This window comes from Bacillus sp. JZ109 (assembly GCF_053903135.1).
In genome coordinates this window covers 3,768,517-3,788,227 of record NZ_CP096388.1, presented here as the reverse complement: position 1 = coordinate 3,788,227, position 19,711 = coordinate 3,768,517, and the positions used below count along the sequence as shown (strand labels likewise).

At 47.5% G+C, this 19,711-nt stretch carries 22 protein-coding genes and 1 other annotated feature; of the genes, 19 read left to right on the top strand and 3 right to left on the bottom strand.

Annotated elements, in window-relative coordinates; genetic code table 11:
* Positions 1-158: 158 nt before the first annotated feature.
* The 13 genes from kdgD to M1D94_RS19780 all read left to right on the top strand — a co-directional run bounded on the left by kdgD (position 159) and on the right by M1D94_RS19780 (position 13,985).
* Entirely contained in the window at positions 159-1,085 is a 927-nt protein-coding gene (gene kdgD, locus M1D94_RS19840) for a 5-dehydro-4-deoxyglucarate dehydratase (protein ID WP_456270321.1), read from the top strand.
* A 29-nt stretch (positions 1,086-1,114) separates the two neighbouring features.
* On the top strand, positions 1,115-2,581 hold the full coding sequence (gucD, locus tag M1D94_RS19835; RefSeq protein ID WP_456270320.1) for an alpha-ketoglutaric semialdehyde dehydrogenase GucD: 1,467 nt from the start codon (positions 1,115-1,117) through the stop codon (positions 2,579-2,581).
* 84 nt (positions 2,582-2,665) lie between these two features.
* On the top strand, positions 2,666-4,033 hold the full coding sequence (gudP, locus tag M1D94_RS19830) for a glucarate transporter GudP (protein ID WP_003234818.1): 1,368 nt from the start codon (positions 2,666-2,668) through the stop codon (positions 4,031-4,033).
* Positions 4,034-4,069: 36 nt separating this feature from the next.
* Positions 4,070-5,437 carry a glucarate dehydratase gene (gudD, locus tag M1D94_RS19825; RefSeq protein WP_103803528.1) on the top strand — a complete coding sequence of 456 codons (1,368 nt, stop codon included), beginning with the start codon at positions 4,070-4,072 and terminating at the stop codon, positions 5,435-5,437.
* Positions 5,438-5,506: 69 nt separating this feature from the next.
* Entirely contained in the window at positions 5,507-6,208 is a 702-nt protein-coding gene (locus M1D94_RS19820; RefSeq protein WP_003234813.1) for a FadR/GntR family transcriptional regulator, read from the top strand.
* A 90-nt stretch (positions 6,209-6,298) separates the two neighbouring features.
* Positions 6,299-7,831: a galactarate dehydratase gene (gene garD, locus M1D94_RS19815; RefSeq protein ID WP_049140297.1), complete on the top strand. Its 1,533-nt coding sequence runs from the start codon at positions 6,299-6,301 to the stop codon at positions 7,829-7,831.
* A gap of 276 nt (positions 7,832-8,107) precedes the next feature.
* Positions 8,108-9,028, top strand: coding sequence for a macrolide 2'-phosphotransferase MphK (gene mphK / locus M1D94_RS19810; protein WP_456270319.1), 921 nt, complete (start codon positions 8,108-8,110; stop codon positions 9,026-9,028).
* A gap of 57 nt (positions 9,029-9,085) precedes the next feature.
* Positions 9,086-9,333: a binding site (T-box leader), on the top strand.
* A gap of 97 nt (positions 9,334-9,430) precedes the next feature.
* Entirely contained in the window at positions 9,431-9,592 is a 162-nt protein-coding gene (gene rtpA / locus M1D94_RS19805) for an anti-TRAP regulator (protein ID WP_003234807.1), read from the top strand.
* 20 nt (positions 9,593-9,612) lie between these two features.
* A complete protein-coding gene (locus tag M1D94_RS19800) occupies positions 9,613-10,551 on the top strand; it encodes a DMT family transporter (RefSeq protein ID WP_456270318.1) in 939 nt (312 codons plus the stop codon).
* 96 nt (positions 10,552-10,647) lie between these two features.
* Positions 10,648-11,328 carry a two-component system response regulator YcbL gene (gene ycbL, locus M1D94_RS19795; RefSeq protein ID WP_009966453.1) on the top strand — a complete coding sequence of 227 codons (681 nt, stop codon included), beginning with the start codon at positions 10,648-10,650 and terminating at the stop codon, positions 11,326-11,328.
* A 1-nt stretch (position 11,329) separates the two neighbouring features.
* On the top strand, positions 11,330-12,265 hold the full coding sequence (gene ycbM, locus M1D94_RS19790; protein WP_151870471.1) for a two-component system sensor histidine kinase YcbM: 936 nt from the start codon (positions 11,330-11,332) through the stop codon (positions 12,263-12,265).
* Between the two features lie 91 nt (positions 12,266-12,356).
* Complete coding sequence (locus M1D94_RS19785; protein ID WP_021481875.1) at positions 12,357-13,280, top strand: ABC transporter ATP-binding protein; 924 nt, start codon at positions 12,357-12,359, stop codon at positions 13,278-13,280.
* A gap of 18 nt (positions 13,281-13,298) precedes the next feature.
* Complete coding sequence (locus M1D94_RS19780) at positions 13,299-13,985, top strand: ABC transporter permease (protein WP_021481874.1); 687 nt, start codon at positions 13,299-13,301, stop codon at positions 13,983-13,985.
* Here the strand turns inward: M1D94_RS19780 and M1D94_RS19775 are convergent.
* Positions 13,946-14,080, bottom strand: coding sequence for a hypothetical protein (locus tag M1D94_RS19775; protein WP_119122840.1), 135 nt, complete (start codon positions 14,078-14,080; stop codon positions 13,946-13,948). The genes M1D94_RS19780 and M1D94_RS19775 overlap by 40 nt on opposite strands.
* Complete coding sequence (locus M1D94_RS19770; protein ID WP_003246313.1) at positions 14,040-14,426, bottom strand: YndM family protein; 387 nt, start codon at positions 14,424-14,426, stop codon at positions 14,040-14,042. Before M1D94_RS19770 ends, M1D94_RS19775 begins: the two co-directional genes overlap by 41 nt.
* A gap of 313 nt (positions 14,427-14,739) precedes the next feature.
* On the opposite strand from M1D94_RS19770, the gene cwlJ reads away from it, so the two are divergent.
* From cwlJ to tatC, 6 genes are all read left to right on the top strand, one after another.
* Positions 14,740-15,168 (top strand): cell wall hydrolase CwlJ, encoded by a 429-nt coding sequence (gene cwlJ / locus M1D94_RS19765; RefSeq protein WP_015715185.1) that lies wholly within the window; start codon positions 14,740-14,742, stop codon positions 15,166-15,168.
* A 105-nt stretch (positions 15,169-15,273) separates the two neighbouring features.
* Positions 15,274-16,005, top strand: coding sequence for a vWA domain-containing protein (locus M1D94_RS19760; protein WP_253137350.1), 732 nt, complete (start codon positions 15,274-15,276; stop codon positions 16,003-16,005).
* A 79-nt stretch (positions 16,006-16,084) separates the two neighbouring features.
* The gene (locus M1D94_RS19755) at positions 16,085-16,261 is read left to right on the top strand and encodes a hypothetical protein (RefSeq protein WP_032679897.1); all 177 of its coding nucleotides are present in this window, start codon (positions 16,085-16,087) and stop codon (positions 16,259-16,261) included.
* Between the two features lie 18 nt (positions 16,262-16,279).
* Positions 16,280-18,031, top strand: coding sequence for an alkaline phosphatase PhoD (phoD, locus tag M1D94_RS19750; protein WP_029945967.1), 1,752 nt, complete (start codon positions 16,280-16,282; stop codon positions 18,029-18,031).
* A 13-nt stretch (positions 18,032-18,044) separates the two neighbouring features.
* Positions 18,045-18,257, top strand: a complete 213-nt coding sequence (gene tatAD, locus M1D94_RS19745; RefSeq protein ID WP_003223835.1) for a sec-independent protein translocase protein TatAD — start codon at positions 18,045-18,047, stop codon at positions 18,255-18,257.
* Positions 18,258-18,317: 60 nt separating this feature from the next.
* Positions 18,318-19,046 carry a twin-arginine translocase subunit TatC gene (tatC, locus tag M1D94_RS19740; protein ID WP_014475692.1) on the top strand — a complete coding sequence of 243 codons (729 nt, stop codon included), beginning with the start codon at positions 18,318-18,320 and terminating at the stop codon, positions 19,044-19,046.
* On the opposite strand, the gene pcp is transcribed toward tatC, so the two are convergent.
* Entirely contained in the window at positions 19,043-19,690 is a 648-nt protein-coding gene (gene pcp, locus M1D94_RS19735; RefSeq protein ID WP_038427317.1) for a pyroglutamyl-peptidase I, read from the bottom strand. The two genes, tatC and pcp, sit on opposite strands and share 4 nt — an antisense overlap.
* Between the last annotated feature and the right edge of the window lie 21 nt (positions 19,691-19,711).

Below are 19,711 nucleotides of genomic sequence, written 5' to 3'. Positions count from 1 at the left end.
TTTTTATAAAATATCAGAAAATAAAGATATTGACTTATTGTTTATTTGTCTTACAATTAAACAAAAGGATATATGGGGAAGGAGCGGATGTGAAAGAAAAATTAATAAAAGCGCTTACAGATAGAGGCTGTATACACAAATAACAGGAGGTTATGTTGATGAGCTGTATCAGAAAAGCACCCGCTGGAATTTTAGGTTTTCCGGTTGCTCCTTTTAACACACAAGGAAAACTGGAGGAAGAAGCTCTTTTTCAAAACATTGAGTTTTTGCTGAATGAGGGCTTGGAAGCCATTTTTATCGCTTGCGGGTCTGGTGAATTCCAATCTCTCAGCCAGAAGGAATATGAGCAAATGGTGGAAGTCGCAGTCTCGGCAGCCGGAGGAAAGGTGCCGGTCTACACGGGGGTGGGCGGCAACCTCAGCACAGCGCTTGATTGGGCGCAGCTGTCGGAGAAAAAAGGCGCCGACGGCTACTTGATTCTGCCTCCGTATTTGGTGCATGGCGAACAGGAGGGGCTGTACCAGTATGCGAAAACGATTATTGAAAGCACTGACTTGAACGCGATTCTTTATCAGCGCGATAACGCAGTTCTCTCTGTTGAACAGATCAAACGTCTGACCGAATGTGAACAGCTTGTCGGTGTCAAAGACGGGGTAGGAAATATGGATTTGAATATCAACCTCGTCTATACGATCGGCGACCGCTTAGGATGGCTCAACGGAATGCCGATGGCTGAAGTGACGATGCCGGCTTATCTGCCGATCGGGTTCCACTCTTACTCTTCAGCGATTTCAAATTATATCCCGCATATTTCGCGAATGTTCTATGATGCATTGAAAAACGGAAATGACGAGCTTGTGAAGGAACTCTATCGGCATGTGATTCTGCCGATCAACGACATTCGCAAACAACGAAAAGGCTACGCCGTATCCTTGATTAAAGCCGGTATGGAAATCATGGGTTTGAATGTAAGGAATACAGCCAGACCGCCTGTCGGCCCGGTTGAAAAAGATCATTATCAGCAATTGGAAGCAATTTTGAAGCAGGCGGCTGACCGTTTTCCGAAAAAAGCCGCGACGGTTTGACCAGAAAAAACACGAAAGGGGCAATGGGCATGTCTGTGATCACGGAACAAAACACGTACCTCAACTTTATTAACGGAGAGTGGGTTAAGTCTCAATCAGGCGATATGGTCAAGGTCGAAAACCCTGCCGATGTGAATGATATTGTCGGATATGTACAGAATTCAACGGCTGAAGATGTGGAACGTGCCGTCGCCGCCGCCAATGAAGCCAAAACGGCTTGGAGAAAGCTGACGGGTGCCGAGCGCGGCCAATACTTATACAAAACAGCGGATATCATGGAGCAGCGCTTGGAGGAAATCGCCGCCTGTGCAACGCGTGAAATGGGTAAAACATTGCCGGAAGCGAAGGGAGAAACAGCCCGGGGGATTGCCATTCTGCGCTATTACGCCGGAGAGGGCATGCGAAAAACGGGTGACGTCATTCCGTCTACTGACAAAGACGCGCTCATGTTTACCACCCGTGTTCCGCTCGGTGTGGTCGGCGTGATTTCTCCGTGGAACTTCCCAGTGGCGATTCCGATTTGGAAAATGGCGCCGGCATTGGTATACGGCAATACCGTTGTCATCAAACCGGCGACAGAAACAGCTGTGACATGCGCAAAGATCATTGCCTGCTTTGAGGAAGCGGGGCTCCCGGCAGGGGTCATCAATTTGGTGACAGGCCCGGGTTCTGTTGTCGGGCAGGGGCTTGCTGAGCATGACGGTGTAAACGCCGTTACGTTTACCGGTTCAAATCAAGTCGGAAAAATCATCGGGCAAGCCGCTTTAGCGAGGGGAGCCAAGTACCAGCTTGAGATGGGCGGCAAAAACCCTGTCATCGTAGTTGATGACGCTGACCTTGAAGCTGCGGCTGAAGCTGTCATAACGGGGGCCTTTCGTTCAACCGGCCAGAAATGCACCGCGACAAGCCGTGTCATTGTACAAAGCGGAATTTATGAGCGCTTTAAAGAAAAACTGCTCCAGCGTACAAAAGATATTACAATCGGAGACAGCTTAAAAGAGGATGTCTGGATGGGACCGATTGCCAGCAAGAATCAGCTTGATAACTGCCTGTCATACATTGAGAAAGGCAAACAGGAGGGGGCTTCCCTTTTAATAGGAGGAGAAAAGCTGGAGAACGGAAAGTATCAAAACGGCTATTATGTTCAGCCTGCCATCTTTGACAATGTGACATCTGAGATGACAATTGCCCAGGAGGAAATCTTCGGTCCGGTGATCGCCTTGATCAGGGTGGACTCGATGGAGGAGGCGCTGAACATTGCCAATGATGTGAAGTTCGGTTTAAGTGCATCCATCTTCACGGAAAACATCGGCCGAATGCTTTCTTTCATTGATGAAATCGATGCCGGACTGGTTCGGATCAATGCAGAAAGCGCAGGTGTTGAGCTGCAGGCGCCTTTTGGCGGCATGAAGCAGTCGAGCTCCCACTCCCGAGAACAGGGTGAGGCAGCGAAGGACTTTTTCACAGCGATCAAAACCGTTTTTGTGAAGCCGTAATGGTGCTGGAAAGAGGCATGCGTCTCTTTCCCAGCTTTATCACAGCCAGCATATGATTCTCTACTTTGAAAAGGAGAAGATACTATGAAAAAAGACTTTGCGAGTGTTACACCGGCGGGCAAAAAAACGTCCGTGCGCTGGTTTATCGTGTTTATGCTGTTTCTTGTGACCTCTATTAACTACGCGGATCGAGCGACGCTTTCCATCACCGGAGATTCCGTCCAGCACGATTTGGGATTGGACTCGGTCGCCATGGGATATGTCTTTTCTGCCTTTGGCTGGGCCTATGTCATCGGACAGCTTCCGGGCGGCTGGCTGCTGGACCGTTTTGGTTCAAAGACTATCATTGCGTTAAGCATCTTTTTCTGGTCGTTTTTTACGCTGCTGCAAGGGGCGATTGGCTTTTTCTCCGCCGGCACAGCGATTATCCTGCTGTTTGCACTGCGTTTTCTGGTTGGTTTATCAGAAGCGCCTTCATTTCCCGGAAACGGCAGAGTTGTTGCCTCATGGTTTCCAAGCTCCGAGCGCGGGACAGCTTCAGCCTTTTTTAATTCAGCACAATACTTCGCAATTGTCATTTTTTCTCCTTTAATGGGCTGGCTTACCCACTCTTTCGGCTGGCATTCCGTCTTTGTTGTCATGGGTATTGCAGGCATTCTTCTGGCTGTCATCTGGCTAAAAACGGTGTATGAACCGAAAAAACATCCGAAGGTTAATGAAGCTGAGCTTGCGTACATCGAACAGGGCGGCGGGCTGATTTCCATGGATGACAGTAAAAGCAAACAAGAAACAGAATCGAAATGGCCGTATATCAAACAGCTGTTAACGAACCGCATGCTGATTGGCGTGTACATTGCGCAATACTGTATTACGACTCTCACCTATTTCTTTCTCACATGGTTTCCGGTATATTTGGTTCAGGCCCGCGGCATGTCTATTCTTGAAGCTGGGTTTGTCGCTTCCCTGCCGGCGCTGTGCGGATTTGCCGGCGGCGTCCTTGGGGGCATTGTGTCAGACATCTTGCTCAAAAAAGGCCGTTCACTGACCTTTGCAAGAAAAGTGCCAATCATTGCCGGCATGCTGCTGTCTTGCAGTATGATTGTCTGCAACTATACAGATTCAGCGTGGCTTGTCGTTGTTATTATGTCGCTCGCGTTTTTCGGAAAAGGCTTCGGCGCATTGGGTTGGGCTGTCGTGTCGGACACGTCTCCGAAAGAATGTGCAGGATTAAGCGGCGGTTTGTTCAACACTTTCGGCAATATTGCCTCGATTACAACACCGATTATTATCGGATACATTGTTAATGCCACTGGATCTTTTAATGGCGCGCTTGTGTTTGTCGGCGCTAACGCGATTGCGGCGATCCTCAGCTATTTGCTGCTGGTCGGGCCGATCAAACGGGTCGTGTTAAAGAAACAAGAACAAGACCCCGATCAATCGTTGCCTGTCTAATATTTATGAAAGCGCTTTATAAAGGGAGGAAAATGCATGAGTTCACCGATACAAGAGCAGGTTCAAAAAGAAAAAAGATCGAATATTCCCTCAATTTATGAAATGAAGGTGATTCCTGTTGCGGGACATGACAGCATGCTGCTGAATCTAAGCGGAGCACACAGCCCGTTTTTTACCCGGAATATCGTAATCTTAACAGACAGCAGCGGAAATCAGGGAGTCGGCGAGGTGCCTGGCGGAGAGCATATTCGCCGCACACTGGAGCTGTCAGAGCCGCTTGTTGTCGGAAAATCTATCGGTGCGTACCAAGCGATATTGCAAACGGTCAGAAAGCAGTTTGGCGATCAGGACAGGGGAGGGCGAGGAAACCAGACGTTTGATTTGCGCACCACTGTGCACGCCGTCACCGCACTGGAAGCGGCTTTGTTAGATTTGCTTGGAAAGTTTCTTCAGGAACCGGTCGCGGCTTTGCTGGGCGAAGGGAAGCAGCGTGATGAAGTAAAAATGCTCGGCTACCTCTTTTATATCGGCGACCGAAAGCGGACGACCTTGCCGTATCAAAGCGATGAGCAGTCAGATTGTGCGTGGTTCCGTCTGCGCCATGAGGAAGCGCTGACGCCGGAGGCCATTGTGCGTCTTGCCGAATCCGCACAGGAGCGCTATGGCTTTCAGGATTTCAAATTGAAAGGCGGGGTGCTGCGGGGAGAAGAGGAAATCGAAGCTGTTACCGCATTATCGAAACGTTTTCCAGAGGCAAGGATCACTCTTGATCCGAACGGGGCATGGTCATTAGAGGAAGCTATTGCATTATGCAAAGGAAAGCAAGATGTGCTCGCGTATGCGGAAGATCCGTGCGGGGATGAGAATGGCTACTCCGCTCGTGAAGTAATGGCTGAATTCCGCCGCGCGACAGGGCTTCCGACTGCGACAAATATGATTGCGACTGACTGGCGGGAAATGGGTCACGCGATTCAGCTCCATGCGGTCGATATACCGCTGGCTGATCCGCATTTTTGGACGATGCAAGGGTCGGTGCGGGTTGCGCAAATGTGCCATGATTGGGGTTTGACATGGGGCTCGCACTCCAACAACCACTTTGATATTTCCCTTGCGATGTTTACCCATGTGGCAGCAGCGGCTCCGGGGCGGATCACGGCGATTGATACCCATTGGATCTGGCAGGACGGGCAGCGATTAACGAAACAGCCTTTTGAGATTTCTTCTGGCTGTGTCAAGGTGCCGGATAAGCCTGGACTAGGCGTCGATATTGATATGGAACAAGTGGAAAAAGCGCATGAGATCTACCGGAAAATGAATTTAGGCGCACGGAATGACGCGATCCCAATGCAGTTCCTGATCAGCAACTGGGAATTTGACCGGAAGCGCCCGTGTCTTGTGCGATAAGTTTGATTGAAAATATTGTCATATCCGCTATTTTGTCTTACAATTGAACAACTGAAGGGAGAGTTGTTCGTGTACGAAGGTTTAGAGGATTTGAAAGTCGATACAGTCAATCGGAAAACATTAGCCAAGCAGGTCATCGAACGGATTGTCCATTTATTATCGAGCGGACAGTTGAGGGCCGGAGACAAATTGCCGACAGAAATGGAACTGATGGACATTTTGCATGTCAGCAGGCCTGTGCTTCGGGAGGCACTCAGTTCACTTGAAACGCTGGGCGTCATTACGAGAAAAACACGAGGGGGCACATATTTCAACGATAAAATCGGCATGCAGCCGTTTTCCGTCATGCTTGCCTTGGCCACTGATAATCTTCCGGCTATCATTGAAGCGCGGATGGCGCTAGAACTCGGACTCGTGACAATTGCCGCGGAAAAAATCAATGAGGAAGAGCTTCAGCGTTTGCAGAAGACGATCGACGATATTGCCAACAGCACTGACAATCTTTATGGTGAAGCGGATAAAGAGTTCCATCGAATTATTGCGTTAAGCGCCAATAACCCCGTCGTTGAAGGGATGATTCAGTCCCTGCTGATCACCCATGCGAAAATTGACAGCCAAATTCCGTACAGGGAGAGAGATGTAACGGTCGAATATCACAAAAAAATCTACGACGCCCTTGCCAAAAGAGATCCGTACAAAGCACATTACCACATGTATGAGCATCTGAAATTTGTCCGTGACAAAATTCTAAAAGGAATGGATGAAAAATAATGGTGAGCAACCGCAGTTGAAACGTAAGAGCTGCGGTTTTTTTAAACCAATTTAGAAAACGCTTACTAAAATATGAGGAGTGATTTTCATATGGCGATGAACCTCAGGAAGAACCAAGCCCCCCTTTACATCAAAGTGCATGAAATAGATAACACCGCGATTATTGTAAATGATGGAGGGCTGCCAAAGGGCACTGTTTTCTCATGTGGGCTCGTACTTGAAGAGGATGTTCCTCAAGGCCATAAGGTGGCCCTCACCGATCTCAATCAAGGGGACGAGATCGTGCGTTACGGAGAGGTGATCGGATTTGCTGATGAGACGATCAAACGCGGGAGCTGGATACGGGAAGACCTCGTGAGAATGCCCGCTCCTCCGGCGTTAGACGATCTTCCTCTTGCAAATAGAGTGCCGCAGCCGCGGCCGTCTCTTGAAGGCTATACGTTTGAAGGATATCGAAATGCGGATGGCAGTACGGGGACAAAAAATATTCTCGGCATCACGACAAGTGTTCAATGTGTTGTTGGCGTTTTGGATTATGCAGTCAAACGAATAAAAGAAGAGCTGCTGCCGAAATACCCAAATGTCGATGACGTTGTGCCGCTGCATCATCAATACGGATGCGGCGTGGCGATCAATGCGCCCGACGCTGTCATTCCGATCCGCACGATTCAAAATCTTGCGAAGCATCCGAACTTCGGCGGAGAAGTAATGGTAATCGGATTAGGATGTGAAAAGCTCCTCCCGGAAAGAATTGCCTCCGAAAATGATGATGACATTCTATCGCTCCAGGATCACCGAGGTTTTGCGGCGATGATCCAATCCATTTTGGAAATGGCGGAGGAACGGTTAATCAGGCTGAACAGCAGAACCCGGGTGTCATGCCCTGTTTCGGATCTGGTTATCGGCCTGCAATGCGGCGGCAGTGATGCGTTTTCCGGCGTAACGGCGAACCCTGCCGTGGGGTATGCGGCTGATTTATTGGTTCGCGCAGGTGCAACGGTTTTGTTTTCTGAAGTGACAGAGGTGCGGGATGCCATTCATTTATTAACGCCGCGGGCTGTCAGTGAAGAGGTCGGACAATCACTGATCAAAGAGATGAAGTGGTATGACAGCTATCTTCGGCGGGGAGACGCAGACCGTAGCGCAAACCCGTCACCAGGCAATAAAAAAGGCGGATTATCCAATGTGGTGGAAAAAGCGTTAGGCTCGGTAGCGAAATCAGGCACAAGCCCCATCTCCGGCGTGCTCGGCCCTGGTGAAAGAGCAGAGCAAAAAGGCCTGCTGTTCGCGGCGACACCGGCAAGCGATTTTGTGTGCGGCACCCTGCAGCTGGCTGCGGGCATGAATCTGCAGGTGTTTACGACAGGGAGGGGAACACCATATGGCCTGGCTGCTGCGCCGGTGCTGAAAGTATCGACTCGGCATTCCTTATCAGAGCATTGGGCTGATTTAATCGATATCAATGCCGGCCGAATCGCGACAGGAGAGGCCAGTATCGAAGACGTAGGCTGGGAAATCTTCAGGACGATTTTGGATGTGGCAAGCGGCCGCAAACAAACGTGGGCAGACCGTTGGGGTCTTCATAATGATTTGTGCTTGTTTAATCCTGCTCCAGTGACTTGATTCATGTTTTTATAGCGGGGAGATGGAATATGCTGTAAAATGAAAATCAGCGTATAGGAAACGGAGGGGTTACAGCATGGCATTCATTAGATTCCGAGTGACACGAATTCAATAGTGAACAACTCTCGCCTGAATGCGAGAGAATCGGGATGAATCCGCCTATGTATGAGCCCTTACATGATTATCAAAAAAGAGGGTGGCGTGCCTGCCCTTTTTTGTGCCTTCAAGCATCCCTTCTCTCTACTGCAGGCCGGAGCATGAGAAAGGGGAAATGGGATGACAAACCTTAACGAAAAACAGCTTATCACTGAGATTGTCGGGCTTGCACGCAGCCAAGGTTTGACGGTTCATTCTGAGAACGCGCAATTGAATGAAACCGGAATGGACTTTCAAGTTGTATTTGCCAAGGACGACACAGGTATGCCATGGATGCTGCGAAAACCGCGGCGAAGTGATGTTGTGGAAAGAGCATCTGCAGAAGGCATAACGCTTGCCTTTCTCCGCGCGAATCTGACTGCTGATGTGCCGGATTGGAGAATTCATACACCGGAATTGATCGCTTACCCCATGTTAAAAGGAACGCCGGCTGCTGGAATTGACTTGGAACAAAAGCAATATGTATGGAATATGGATCATCAGCCGCCGTCAGACGACTTTGTCCGCACACTTGCCGACATACTGGCTGAATTACATGGCACGGATCAAATATCTGCTGGGCAATCCGGAATAGAAGTGATAAGGCCAGAAGATTTCAGGCAAATGACAGCAGACTCTATGGTTGATGTGAAGAATAAGCTTGGCGTATCTACGACGCTTTGGGAAAGATGGCAAAAGTGGATAAATGATGATGCATACTGGCCGGGTTTCTCTTCTTTGATACACGGCGATCTCCACCCGCCGCATATCCTTATCGATCAAAATGGACGTGTCACAGGACTTCTGGATTGGACAGAAGCGAAGGTTGCTGACCCAGCTAAGGATTTTGTTCTTTATCAAACCATTTTCGGAGAAAAAGAAACTGCCCGTTTGCTTGAATACTATGATCAAGCAGGTGGCCGGAAATGGGCAAAAATGCAGGAACACATCTCAGAGATGCAAGCGGCGTATCCGGTGGAAATCGCCAAGCTAGCTCTGCAAACACAGCAGGAGGAACACATCAATATGGCGCTGGAAGCACTTGGTGTAAAACCGGGTTAACCAATTGACTTCATTTCAAGAACCAAGTATTATAAACTTTACAAATAATAGAACGGATTAACAATCGTGAGGAAGAGCAAGTACGCATCAGAATGGAGGTTCAGAGAGTCGGTGGCAGGTGTGAACCGATCCTTCCCTGATGCCGAATGGGCTTCTGAATTGCTTTGCTGAACGGATAGTAGGCGATGCCGGGTTTCTCTCCCCGTTACCAAGAGAGGAGTATCGAAACATAGGTTTTCTGTACTTAGAGTGAACGGCTGTATAGCTGTTAATAAAGGTGGTACCGCGAGACCCTCGTCCTTTGCATAGGACGGGGGTTTTTTGTGTTTCTTAAAGGAGGTGACGGCCAATGGACGATGGCTGGTGGTGGCATAGCAGATGAGTTAGAAAGGAGGATATCAAATGGTCATTGCAACTGATGATCTTGAGGTCGCATGTCCTAAATGTGAAAGAGCGGGAGAAATCGAAGGAACACCTTGCCCGGCCTGCAGCGGAAAAGGTGTTATTCTGACTGCTCAAGGATATACGCTTCTGGATTTTATCCAAAAGCATTTGAATAAGTAAAGGAGAAAAGCTGAGCTGAGATGAGAGCAGAAGAGCAGAGTAAGATTCGTGAGGCCGCAGCAGGTACGATTTTTTTGCTGATCGGAACAGTTTGTTTTGCGTCTAAATCGATTTGGATAAAATGGGCATACCAAATGGGTGCTGAGCCAGATGCCGTGCTGCTATACAGGCAGCTGCTGGCTGTTCCGCTGTTTTGGCTGATTTTTTTAATATACCGACCTCCAATGCCAGACGGTAAGAAAAAAGGAGACCTATGGAAGGCTTGTGGCGCGGGAGTGTTTTGTTTTTTTCTGTCTCCCTTGCTTGATTTTATCGGGCTGAACCATGTATCCGCAATGGTTGAACGTATATTGCTGATGAGCTATCCGTTGTTTGTGTTTGGATTCGCCGCGTGTCGTGACCGGAAAAGGTCCTCAATTCAGGACCTTTTCGCAGTTCTGGCGGTCATGTTTGGGCTTTTCTTGGCGCTGGGCGGCTGGAATGCTGAGCTTTTTCAGGCGAATATGATTGGAGCTGTATTCATTTTGTTATCTTCGGCAGTCTATGCTGGTTATCTTGTCCTTTCCGGGCATCTCGTCCATCAAATCGGGGGGATCCGTCTCAATGCATACGGGATGACAGCTGCTGGAGCTGCCATGATGCTTTACACAGGGATAAAATCGGCGGTTGGCATGAATACGCCAATGGCAGCATATCCGCTTTCTATGTATGGTTTGTTCGCGGTAATGGCAGTCGTAACCACTGTGATTCCATTTGTGCTAATGCTTGAGGGCATAAAACGAATCGGGGCACAGCGAGCCGCCGCCATTTCAATGGCAGGGTCTTTCCTGACGATTTTCTATGGAGCTTTATTTCTCGGTGAACGGCTTCGGCTTATTCAAGTCATTGGATCCACTGCTGTATTCTTTGTCATTACGGGCATGGAATACAGGAAGCTGAAAACAGGAAAAAAAGAATAATTTATATAAAACACACACGTTTTTCAATTACAATAAGTGTAATTACGTGTGTGTTTTTTGATTTTGTAAAGGTTAGGTGAGAAGATGCAGCGCATATTGCTTGTAGAAGACGACCACTCAATCAGTGAAATGGTGGATCATTATTTAACAAAAGAAGGCTTTGGAATTGTGCATGCTTTCGACGGAGAAGAGGGTATCCGGCTGTTTCAGCAGGGTTCATACGATTTGGTCCTCCTTGATATCATGCTCCCGAAGCTGAACGGAATGGATTTTCTGAAAATCATCCGGGAAAAAAGCAATATACCGGTCTTAATGATTTCGGCAAAAGACGGAGATGTAGACAAGGCATTGGGACTGGGTTTTGGGGCGGATGATTATATCGCCAAACCGTTTTCTATGATTGAGCTGACAGCCAGAGTAAAAGCCGCGATACGGCGGGCGACGCAATATTCGGCAGAGGAGCCGGCTGTGAATAAGGTGATCCGGATTCACCAGCTTGCGATAGATATAGACAATGTTTCCGTTTTGAAAAACGGAGAGCCGCTTCAGCTGACGTCAACAGAATGGCAGCTGCTGTGCTTATTTGCATCAAATCCTAAAAAAGTGTTTACGAAAGAACAAATCTACCGTTCCGTTTGGAATGAAGAGTACTTTGATGATCAGAACATCATTAACGTACATATGCGGCGGCTCAGAGAAAAGATTGAGGATGACCCCTCCTCCCCTCAATATATTAAAACGCTATGGGGCATCGGTTATAAATTAGGAGAGTTTTAGAATGACAGTGCTATGGGTGGCCGCTGTCATCGCTCTGGCGTGTCTGAATGTGATTCAATTCATAATGAAAAAGAAGCGGGACGGGAATCTGGCTTACACGGCTGACCAGCTTAGCTACATGCTCAGCTGGGATTCGGCAGGACAAATTTTGCTTCCTACAGACGATCATGCGCTCAAAGACTTGCTTGTTAACATCAATCTTTTCCTTGAGAATCGTCAGCAAATCAGTGCCCGGTTTGCGAAAACAGAGCAATCCATGAAGCGGATGCTGACCAATATGTCGCACGACCTGAAAACGCCGTTAACGGTCATTCTCGGTTATATCGAAGCCATTCAAAGTGACCCGAACATGCCGGACGAAGAGCGGGAAAGATTGCTGGGGAAGCTCCGCCAGAAAACAAATGAACTTATTCAGATGATCAACTCCTTTTTTGATTTAGCGAAATTAGAATCTGAAGATAAAGAGATCCCGATCACCAAAGTACATATGAACGACATATGCAAACGAAATATCCTGCACTATTATGACGCTGTTCAGTCAAAAGGCTTTCAAGCAGCCATCGATATCCCGGATACGCCGGTGTATGCGCAGGCGAATGAAGAGGCTCTGGACAGAATCCTGCAAAACCTATTGTCCAATGCGATTCAATATGGCGCGGCCGGCAAGTTAATCGGCATGACGCTGTCTTATGATGAGAGGAACATCGCCATCACCGTATGGGATCGCGGAAAAGGGATTAGTGAAACCGATCAGCAGCGGGTGTTTGAGAGGCTGTACACACTGGAAGAATCCAGAAATAAAGCATTTCAAGGAAGCGGCTTGGGTTTAACCATCACAAAACGGCTTACAGAAAAAATGGGAGGCACCATATCCGTCCAAAGCAAGCCGTACGAACGGACTGCATTTACGATCACATTGAAACGCATGACATATTAATCGTAAGAATTTCTTAAGGTTTGAGAAATAAAAATGACAGGGCTCGCCGCTACAATAGAAAACAGGAAAAGAGAGGGAAGGAGAAACAAAGTTGACTTATATCGTACAAACAAACGGGCTGACCAAAACGTATCAGGGCATAGAGGTCGTATCCAATGTCAGCATGCATATTAAAAAAGGTGAAATCTACGGCTTTCTCGGCCCGAACGGCGCGGGGAAAACAACCATTATGAAAATGCTGACGAGCCTTGTCAAACCGACAAGCGGTGAAATCATCATTCTTGGGAACAAGTTCACCCACACGTCATATAAGGTGCTGGGGAACATCGGCAGCATGATTGAATATCCGATTTTTTATGAAAACCTGACAGCTGAAGAAAATTTAGATCTGCATTGTGAATATATGGGATACCACAATAAAAAAGCCATACAAGAAGTGCTGGATATGGTGAATTTAAAACAAATCGACAAAAAACCCGTCAAAACCTTTTCCCTCGGGATGAAGCAGCGCCTTGGAATTGCGCGTGCCATCCTCACGAAGCCGGACCTGCTCATTCTGGATGAGCCGGTGAATGGTCTTGACCCTATCGGCATTAAAAAGATCAGGCAATTGTTTCAAGTGCTGAGCAAAGAGTACGGGATGACACTGCTGATCTCAAGCCACTTACTGAGTGAAATCGAACAAATTGCGGACACGATCGGCGTCATTCGGGACGGCAGACTGCTTGAAGAGGTATCAATGGAGGATGTCAGGGGCCAGAACACTGAATACATCGAGCTTGTTACATCGAATCAGACAAAGGCCTGCTTTGTTCTTGAGAAAGAGCTGCAATTAACCAACTTTAAAATTTTAAATGAGAAAACAATCCGAATTTACGAAGCCGAAGCCTCACAGGCTGCTATATCCAAAGCGCTGATTTTAAATGATGTAGACATTGAATCATTGAACAAAAAGTATACGTCGCTGGAGGATTATTTTATCAAATTGATCAACGGCAATAGCATCAGTGCGTAAAGGAGGAGAGACACGTTGATGAATTTGATCAGAATCGAATTAAGAAAAATGAAAATGGGCTGGTATATCAGAGGTGCCCTTATTGCCAACGTGATCATTATGGGTTTTATGTGGCTGATCAGTTATTCCGAAAAAGCCGATGGCGGGGTTTCGTTCCAAAGTACGGATGAAGCATTCCTCATCATCGGCACCTTCGTCAGAGCGGTATTTATCGTATTTGGCGCTGTGCTGATCGTAAAATTGGTGATTTCGGAATATAAAAACAAAACCATTCTTGTGATGTTCACGTACCCGATCAGCCGTAAAAAGCTGCTCACCGCTAAGCTCATGATCGCGGGCGGACTGACGTTTATCACGATTTTACTTTCAAATATACTCATAGCCGCCGGTTTCTTTTGGCTGAACTCGATCTACCATTTCATACCAGGAGAGCTTACTTCCGAGATCATTTCTAAACAGGCGGTCAAAATGGCGGTTTTCGCTTTTGGCGCCGCTGGAACCAGTTTAGTTCCCATCTTTTTTGGGATGCGTAGACACTCGGTTCCGGCGACCATCATTTCATCTGTAGTAATTGTGATGCTCATCAGCTCAACAAGTCCGGGCTTCTCGATTTCATCTGTTGTGTATATCCCGTTATCGTTAGCGGCATTCGGATTGTTCTTTTCCTACATGGCGATCAGGAATGCGGACAAGCAGGATGCGTAAACAAAGGCGCCCAATATGTATAAAAGGCCGATGCTGTCAGCACCGGCCTTTCCATTATGAGTCTGTTCTTGTTTCAAGATAATGCTTCTTGCCAATCTCTTTGCTCATCATATAGAAATGGAAGCAATATTCACCGATTGCCATGACAATCGCGCCGAATAAAGCCGCCAATGCAACTTCACCGCCAGTCATCCCCATAGAAAGCGGCATGCCCATCAGCCAGATCACGAGAAAGGCCAAACCAAAATCAGCCAAAGTTGCAATCATATTATTCCATTTCGGCAATACATAAAGATCGCCCAGTAAATAAGAAATAACTCCTAACACAATCGTCATTAGCAGCGTATCACCAAACGTGAACCCAAAGCCCAGACCAAGCACCAGATACAACACAATAATCGTCATAATACCTTTAATAGCGAGCGCTTTCACATGTGTCATTACAATTCCTCCTTTTGTCATTTGATTTGTTATGTATAATTCCTCAAATGTAAAAAGTTAAACCTTATTTTTTTTCGGAGGCGGGTGCAAATCTGCTGGGGAGGGGTCAATGATGTGAATCCAGGAATTGAGGCTGCGGCGCTTCGACAGCGGAAATGTGAAGCTTGTACTGCACCGGACGCTGCTTTGATGCCCAACAGCCCATTATGTTTGCTGTTTTTAGATGAATAAATTTAAAAACTTCTCCTGTCCCTCCGTCATCACTTCTGAAGTAATGAAATATGATGAAAAGAGATCAAGGGGAGGTGACGTGATGGCGGTCGTGAGAGCAACGAGTGCGGATGTCGATTTGATGGCAAGGCTGCTCAGAGCGGAAGCGGAAGGTGAAGGCAAGCAGGGGATGCTGCTTGTCGGCAACGTTGGAATTAATCGGCTGCGGGCGAATTGCTCAGATTTTAAAGGCCTCCGCACCATCAGGCAGATGATTTATCAGCCACACGCGTTTGAGGCTGTGACTCATGGATATTTTTATCAAAGGGCGCGAGATAGCGAGCGTGCCCTTGCACGCCGGTCGATTAATGGTGAAAGGCGCTGGCCTGCAAAATTTAGTTTATGGTACTTCAGGCCGGAGGGGGACTGTCCAGCCCAGTGGTATAACCAGCCGTTTGTGGCCAGATTTAAGTCACACTGCTTTTATCAGCCGACGGCGGAGACGTGTGAAAATGTATATAACACATTTTAGAGACAGGACACCGTTCAAGTTGAACGGTGTTTTTCTTTGAAAAGATGCAATGGAAAATATTCCTGTGAGATAATCGAAGAAAAAAGAGCTGACGGAGATGACAGAATGGCAACAATTGACCTGCAAAAGAAAAGTGTAAAGATCGTACTGGAGAAAAAGCAGTTAACGAAGGTGACGGCTCGTGTCGGACTGGTTCTTGATATTACGGGATCGATGAGACCGCTCTACAAAAACGGGACGGTTCAAAATGTGGTGGAGCGGATTTTGGCAGTGGCTGATCAGTTTGATGATAACGGTTTGCTGGATGTATGGGTGTATGATAATGAATTTTCCCGATTAAAGCCAGTTTCAGAAAAGGATTTTTCGGGCTATGTCGATCGTGAAATTTTAAATAATGACCGCTTGCATAAATTCGGCAGAAATGATGAGCCGCCAGTCATGAAGGACGTGCTGCGCAAATATGTTGCGGAGGAACCGAGCTCGTATCCTGCTTTCATTGTTTTTATCAATGACGGGGGCTGTAAAAAGTCAATCAAACCGATAATTAAAGCTTCTTCTGATAAACCGGTGTTCTGGCAGTTTGTCGGCATCGGAAACGGAAACTTTGATTTTCTCAATAAACTGGATACGTTAGAAGGGCGTGTCATTGATAACACGAACTTCCTGCATATCGAAGAGATTGACCGCATTTCTGATGATGAGCTTTATGATGCTCTGCTTGCTGAATTTCCATTTTGGTTAAAAGAAGCGAAGGAAAAAGGGATTGTAAGAGAACAAGAGCCTCCTGCTGAAAAGCCGAAAAAGAAGGGCTTTTTCAGCAGATTGTTTTCGAAATAACTGATAAGGCACTGAGTCATTCTGCGAAATGGCTCGGTGTTTTTGTTTTTTTAAGATCATGTGAAGAAAAATAGTCCGAATGGGCGGCTTGCAAATGACAGGATATGCAGAAAACGCGTCATTCAGCCAGCTTTCGGCATGTTTCAGCGGCAGGCTTGTGAGGGAAGACCTGTTTTTGATGTTCAGCGCTTACAATCGGTTCACACTTCTTCACAGTCGTTTAACAATGATTTCCTATAATGGAGACGATCAATGAGGAGAGAGGGGATCTTGAATGGCATACGACAGTCGTTTTGATGAATGGGTACAGAAACTGAAAGAGGAAAGCTTTCAAAACAATACGTTTGACCGCCGTAAATTTATTCAAGGAGCGGGGAAGATTGCAGGACTTTCTCTTGGATTAACGATTGCCCAGTCGGTTGGGGCCTTTGAAGTAAATGCTGCGCCTAAATTCTCAAGCTATCCGTTTACATTAGGGGTAGCGTCAGGTGATCCGCTTTCTGACAGTGTCGTGCTTTGGACACGCCTGGCACCAGATCCGCTGAATGGCGGGGGAATGCCGAAGCAAGCAGTGCCTGTCAAATGGGAGGTCGCAAAGGATGAGCATTTCCGCAAAATCGTAAGAAAAGGCACTGAAATGGCTAAACCGAGTCTTGCCCATTCCGTTCATGTGGAAGCGGATGGGCTTGAGCCGAACAAAGTGTACTATTACCGTTTCAAAACCGGCCATGAACTAAGCCCTGTCGGAAAAACAAAAACACTGCCTGCCCCTGGCGCCAATGTGCCGCAAATGACCTTTGCATTTGCTTCCTGCCAGCAATATGAGCACGGATATTATACGGCCTACAAGCATATGGCAAAGGAAAAGCTTGATCTTGTCTTCCATCTCGGTGATTACATATATGAATACGGTCCAAATGAATATGTATCAAAAACAGGCAATGTCCGCACGCACAACAGCGCGGAAATCATTTCGCTGCAAGACTATCGGAACCGTCACGCACAATACCGTTCTGACGCCAATCTTAAAGCTGCACATGCGGCGTTCCCTTGGGTTGTAACCTGGGATGACCATGAAGTTGAAAACAACTATGCCAATAAAATACCTGAAAAAGGACAGTCGGTTGAAGCATTCGTGCTCCGTCGCGCGGCAGCATACCAGGCATACTATGAACATATGCCGCTCCGCATTTCCTCTTTGCCGAATGGCCCAGATATGCAGCTGTACCGGCACTTTACGTACGGAAACCTGGCGTCCTTCAATGTGCTTGATACCCGCCAGTACAGGGACGACCAAGCCAATAACGACGGCAATAAGCCGCCTTCTGATGAATCGCGCAATCCGAATCGGACTCTGCTTGGAAAAGAACAGGAGCAGTGGCTCTTCAACAATTTGGGCAGCTCGACAGCCCACTGGAATGTGCTGGCGCAGCAGATTTTCTTTGCCAAGTGGAATTTCGGGACAAGCGCAAGCCCGATCTACAGCATGGATTCGTGGGACGGCTACCCGGCTCAGCGCGAACGGGTTATCAATTTCATTAAAAGCAAAAATCTGAATAATGTTGTCGTACTGACAGGTGATGTACACGCAAGCTGGGCATCGAATTTGCATGTCGATTTCGAGAAAACAAGTTCAAAAATATTCGGAGCCGAATTTGTCGGAACCTCGATCACTTCCGGAGGAAACGGCGCCGATAAGCGGGCGGATACGGACCAAATTTTAAAAGAAAATCCGCACATCAAGTTCTTTAACGACTATCGCGGATATGTCCGCTGTACAGTGACGCCTCACCAGTGGAAAGCCGATTATCGGGTGATGCCGTTTGTGACCGAGCCGGGCGCAGCCATTTCCACGAGGGCTTCATTCGTTTACCAGAAAGACCAAACTGGGTTGAGAAAGGTATCATCCACAACAATCCAAGGCGGGGTGAAGCAATCCGATGAGGTCGAAGAGGATCGTTTCTTTGCGCATAACAAAGCCCACGAAAAACAAATGATTAAGAAAAGGGCAAAAATCACGAATTAAGGAGTGAAAAAACATGTTTTCAAACATTGGTATACCGGGCTTGATTCTGATCTTTGTCATCGCCCTCATTATTTTTGGCCCTTCCAAGCTGCCGGAAATCGGGCGTGCCGCCGGACGGACACTGCTGGAATTTAAAAGCGCCACAAAATCACTTGTGTCTGGTGATGAAAAAGAAGAGAAATCAGCTGAGCTGACAGCGGTAAAGCAGGACAAAAACGCGGGCTGAATGCTGATGAGGCAGACACCGGGTCTGCCTCTTTTTTTATGAAAGGGAGGGCTTTTTTGAATGGATAAAAAAGAAACCCATCTGATCGGGCATTTAGAAGAGCTTCGCCGCCGGATTATCGTCACCCTTGCGGCATTTTTTCTATTTCTCATTACGGCTTTTTTGTTCGTACAGGACATTTATGACTGGCTGATCAGGGATTTGGATGGAAAGCTGGCTGTGCTTGGGCCGAGTGAAATCCTCTGGGTGTATATGATGCTTTCCGGCATTTGTGCCATTGCGGCTTCTATCCCTGTTGCCGCGTACCAGCTGTGGCGTTTCGTTGCACCGGCGCTGACGAAAACGGAGCGCAAGGTGACGCTCATGTACATACCAGGTTTATTTGCGTTGTTTTTGGCGGGCATCTCCTTCGGATACTTTGTCTTGTTTCCGATCGTGCTCAGCTTTTTGACTCATTTATCCTCCGGCCACTTTGAAACGATGTTTACGGCTGACCGCTACTTTAGGTTTATGGTGAATTTGAGCCTGCCGTTCGGCTTCTTGTTTGAGATGCCCTTGGTGGTGATGTTTTTAACAAGGCTGGGCATCTTAAATCCTTACAGACTGGCCAAAGCGAGAAAGCTTTCCTATTTTCTGCTGATTGTCGTGTCCATATTGATTACACCGCCTGATTTTATTTCTGATTTTCTCGTGATGATCCCGCTTCTTGTCCTGTTTGAAGTGAGTGTCACCCTATCGGCGTTTGTCTACAAAAAGAGGCTGAGGGAAGAAACAGCGGCGGCCGCTTAGTGCAGCGTACCGCCCGGTGACTTCACATCCTCATCATATTGTGCGGCCGTAACAGCGGCGATTCTCAATGCCCGGACAATCGTGTCCAGGCTGAGGCTCGGCGCTGTTTTGTCGATTGTTTGCTCCGGAATGTAAGGAATATGAATAAAACCGCCGCGAATGTGCGGGGATGTCCGGCTAATGTGATCCATTAACCCGTAGAACAAATAGTTGCATACAAAGGTCCCCGCTGTGTAGGAAACCGCAGCTGGAATGCCATGTTCCTTCATCTTAGCAGTCATTCGTTTCACGGGAAGCCCTGTCCAGTAAGCGGCGGGCCCATCTGGAGAAATCTCTTCATCAATCGGCTGATGTCCTTCGTTATCGGGGATTCGCGCATCTGCAAGGTTGATCGCCACTCGTTCCGGTGTAATCTGCATCCGTCCTCCTGCTTGGCCGACACAAATTACGATATCCGGTTGATGTTTTTGAATGGCTTGGCGCAGAGTGTCCAGAGCGGATCTAAAGACAGTAGGAATTTGTTCCGCTGTAATGATTGCCTCATCCGTCTCGAAGCCATTAAGCCGTTTCGCCGCTTCCCATGATGGATTGACGGTTTCTTTGTCAAAAGGGTCAAAGCCAGTGATCAGCACTTTTTTTCTCATTCTCCCATCTCCTTTTTCTTT

Coding starts and splice junctions, on each gene's coding strand:
- tatAD (WP_003223835.1), top strand. CDS start 18,045: ATGTTTTCAAACATTGGTATACCGGGCTTGATTCTGATCTTTGTCATC.
- ycbM (WP_151870471.1), top strand. CDS start 11,330: ATGACAGTGCTATGGGTGGCCGCTGTCATCGCTCTGGCGTGTCTGAAT.
- mphK (WP_456270319.1), top strand. CDS start 8,108: ATGACAAACCTTAACGAAAAACAGCTTATCACTGAGATTGTCGGGCTT.
- rtpA (WP_003234807.1), top strand. CDS start 9,431: ATGGTCATTGCAACTGATGATCTTGAGGTCGCATGTCCTAAATGTGAA.
- tatC (WP_014475692.1), top strand. CDS start 18,318: ATGGATAAAAAAGAAACCCATCTGATCGGGCATTTAGAAGAGCTTCGC.
- gucD (WP_456270320.1), top strand. CDS start 1,115: ATGTCTGTGATCACGGAACAAAACACGTACCTCAACTTTATTAACGGA.
- M1D94_RS19780 (WP_021481874.1), top strand. CDS start 13,299: ATGAATTTGATCAGAATCGAATTAAGAAAAATGAAAATGGGCTGGTAT.
- garD (WP_049140297.1), top strand. CDS start 6,299: ATGGCGATGAACCTCAGGAAGAACCAAGCCCCCCTTTACATCAAAGTG.
- M1D94_RS19755 (WP_032679897.1), top strand. CDS start 16,085: ATGGGCGGCTTGCAAATGACAGGATATGCAGAAAACGCGTCATTCAGC.
- phoD (WP_029945967.1), top strand. CDS start 16,280: ATGGCATACGACAGTCGTTTTGATGAATGGGTACAGAAACTGAAAGAG.
- gudP (WP_003234818.1), top strand. CDS start 2,666: ATGAAAAAAGACTTTGCGAGTGTTACACCGGCGGGCAAAAAAACGTCC.
- cwlJ (WP_015715185.1), top strand. CDS start 14,740: ATGGCGGTCGTGAGAGCAACGAGTGCGGATGTCGATTTGATGGCAAGG.
- gudD (WP_103803528.1), top strand. CDS start 4,070: ATGAGTTCACCGATACAAGAGCAGGTTCAAAAAGAAAAAAGATCGAAT.
- M1D94_RS19770 (WP_003246313.1), bottom strand. CDS start 14,426: ATGACACATGTGAAAGCGCTCGCTATTAAAGGTATTATGACGATTATT.
- pcp (WP_038427317.1), bottom strand. CDS start 19,690: ATGAGAAAAAAAGTGCTGATCACTGGCTTTGACCCTTTTGACAAAGAA.
- kdgD (WP_456270321.1), top strand. CDS start 159: ATGAGCTGTATCAGAAAAGCACCCGCTGGAATTTTAGGTTTTCCGGTT.
- M1D94_RS19760 (WP_253137350.1), top strand. CDS start 15,274: ATGGCAACAATTGACCTGCAAAAGAAAAGTGTAAAGATCGTACTGGAG.
- M1D94_RS19800 (WP_456270318.1), top strand. CDS start 9,613: ATGAGAGCAGAAGAGCAGAGTAAGATTCGTGAGGCCGCAGCAGGTACG.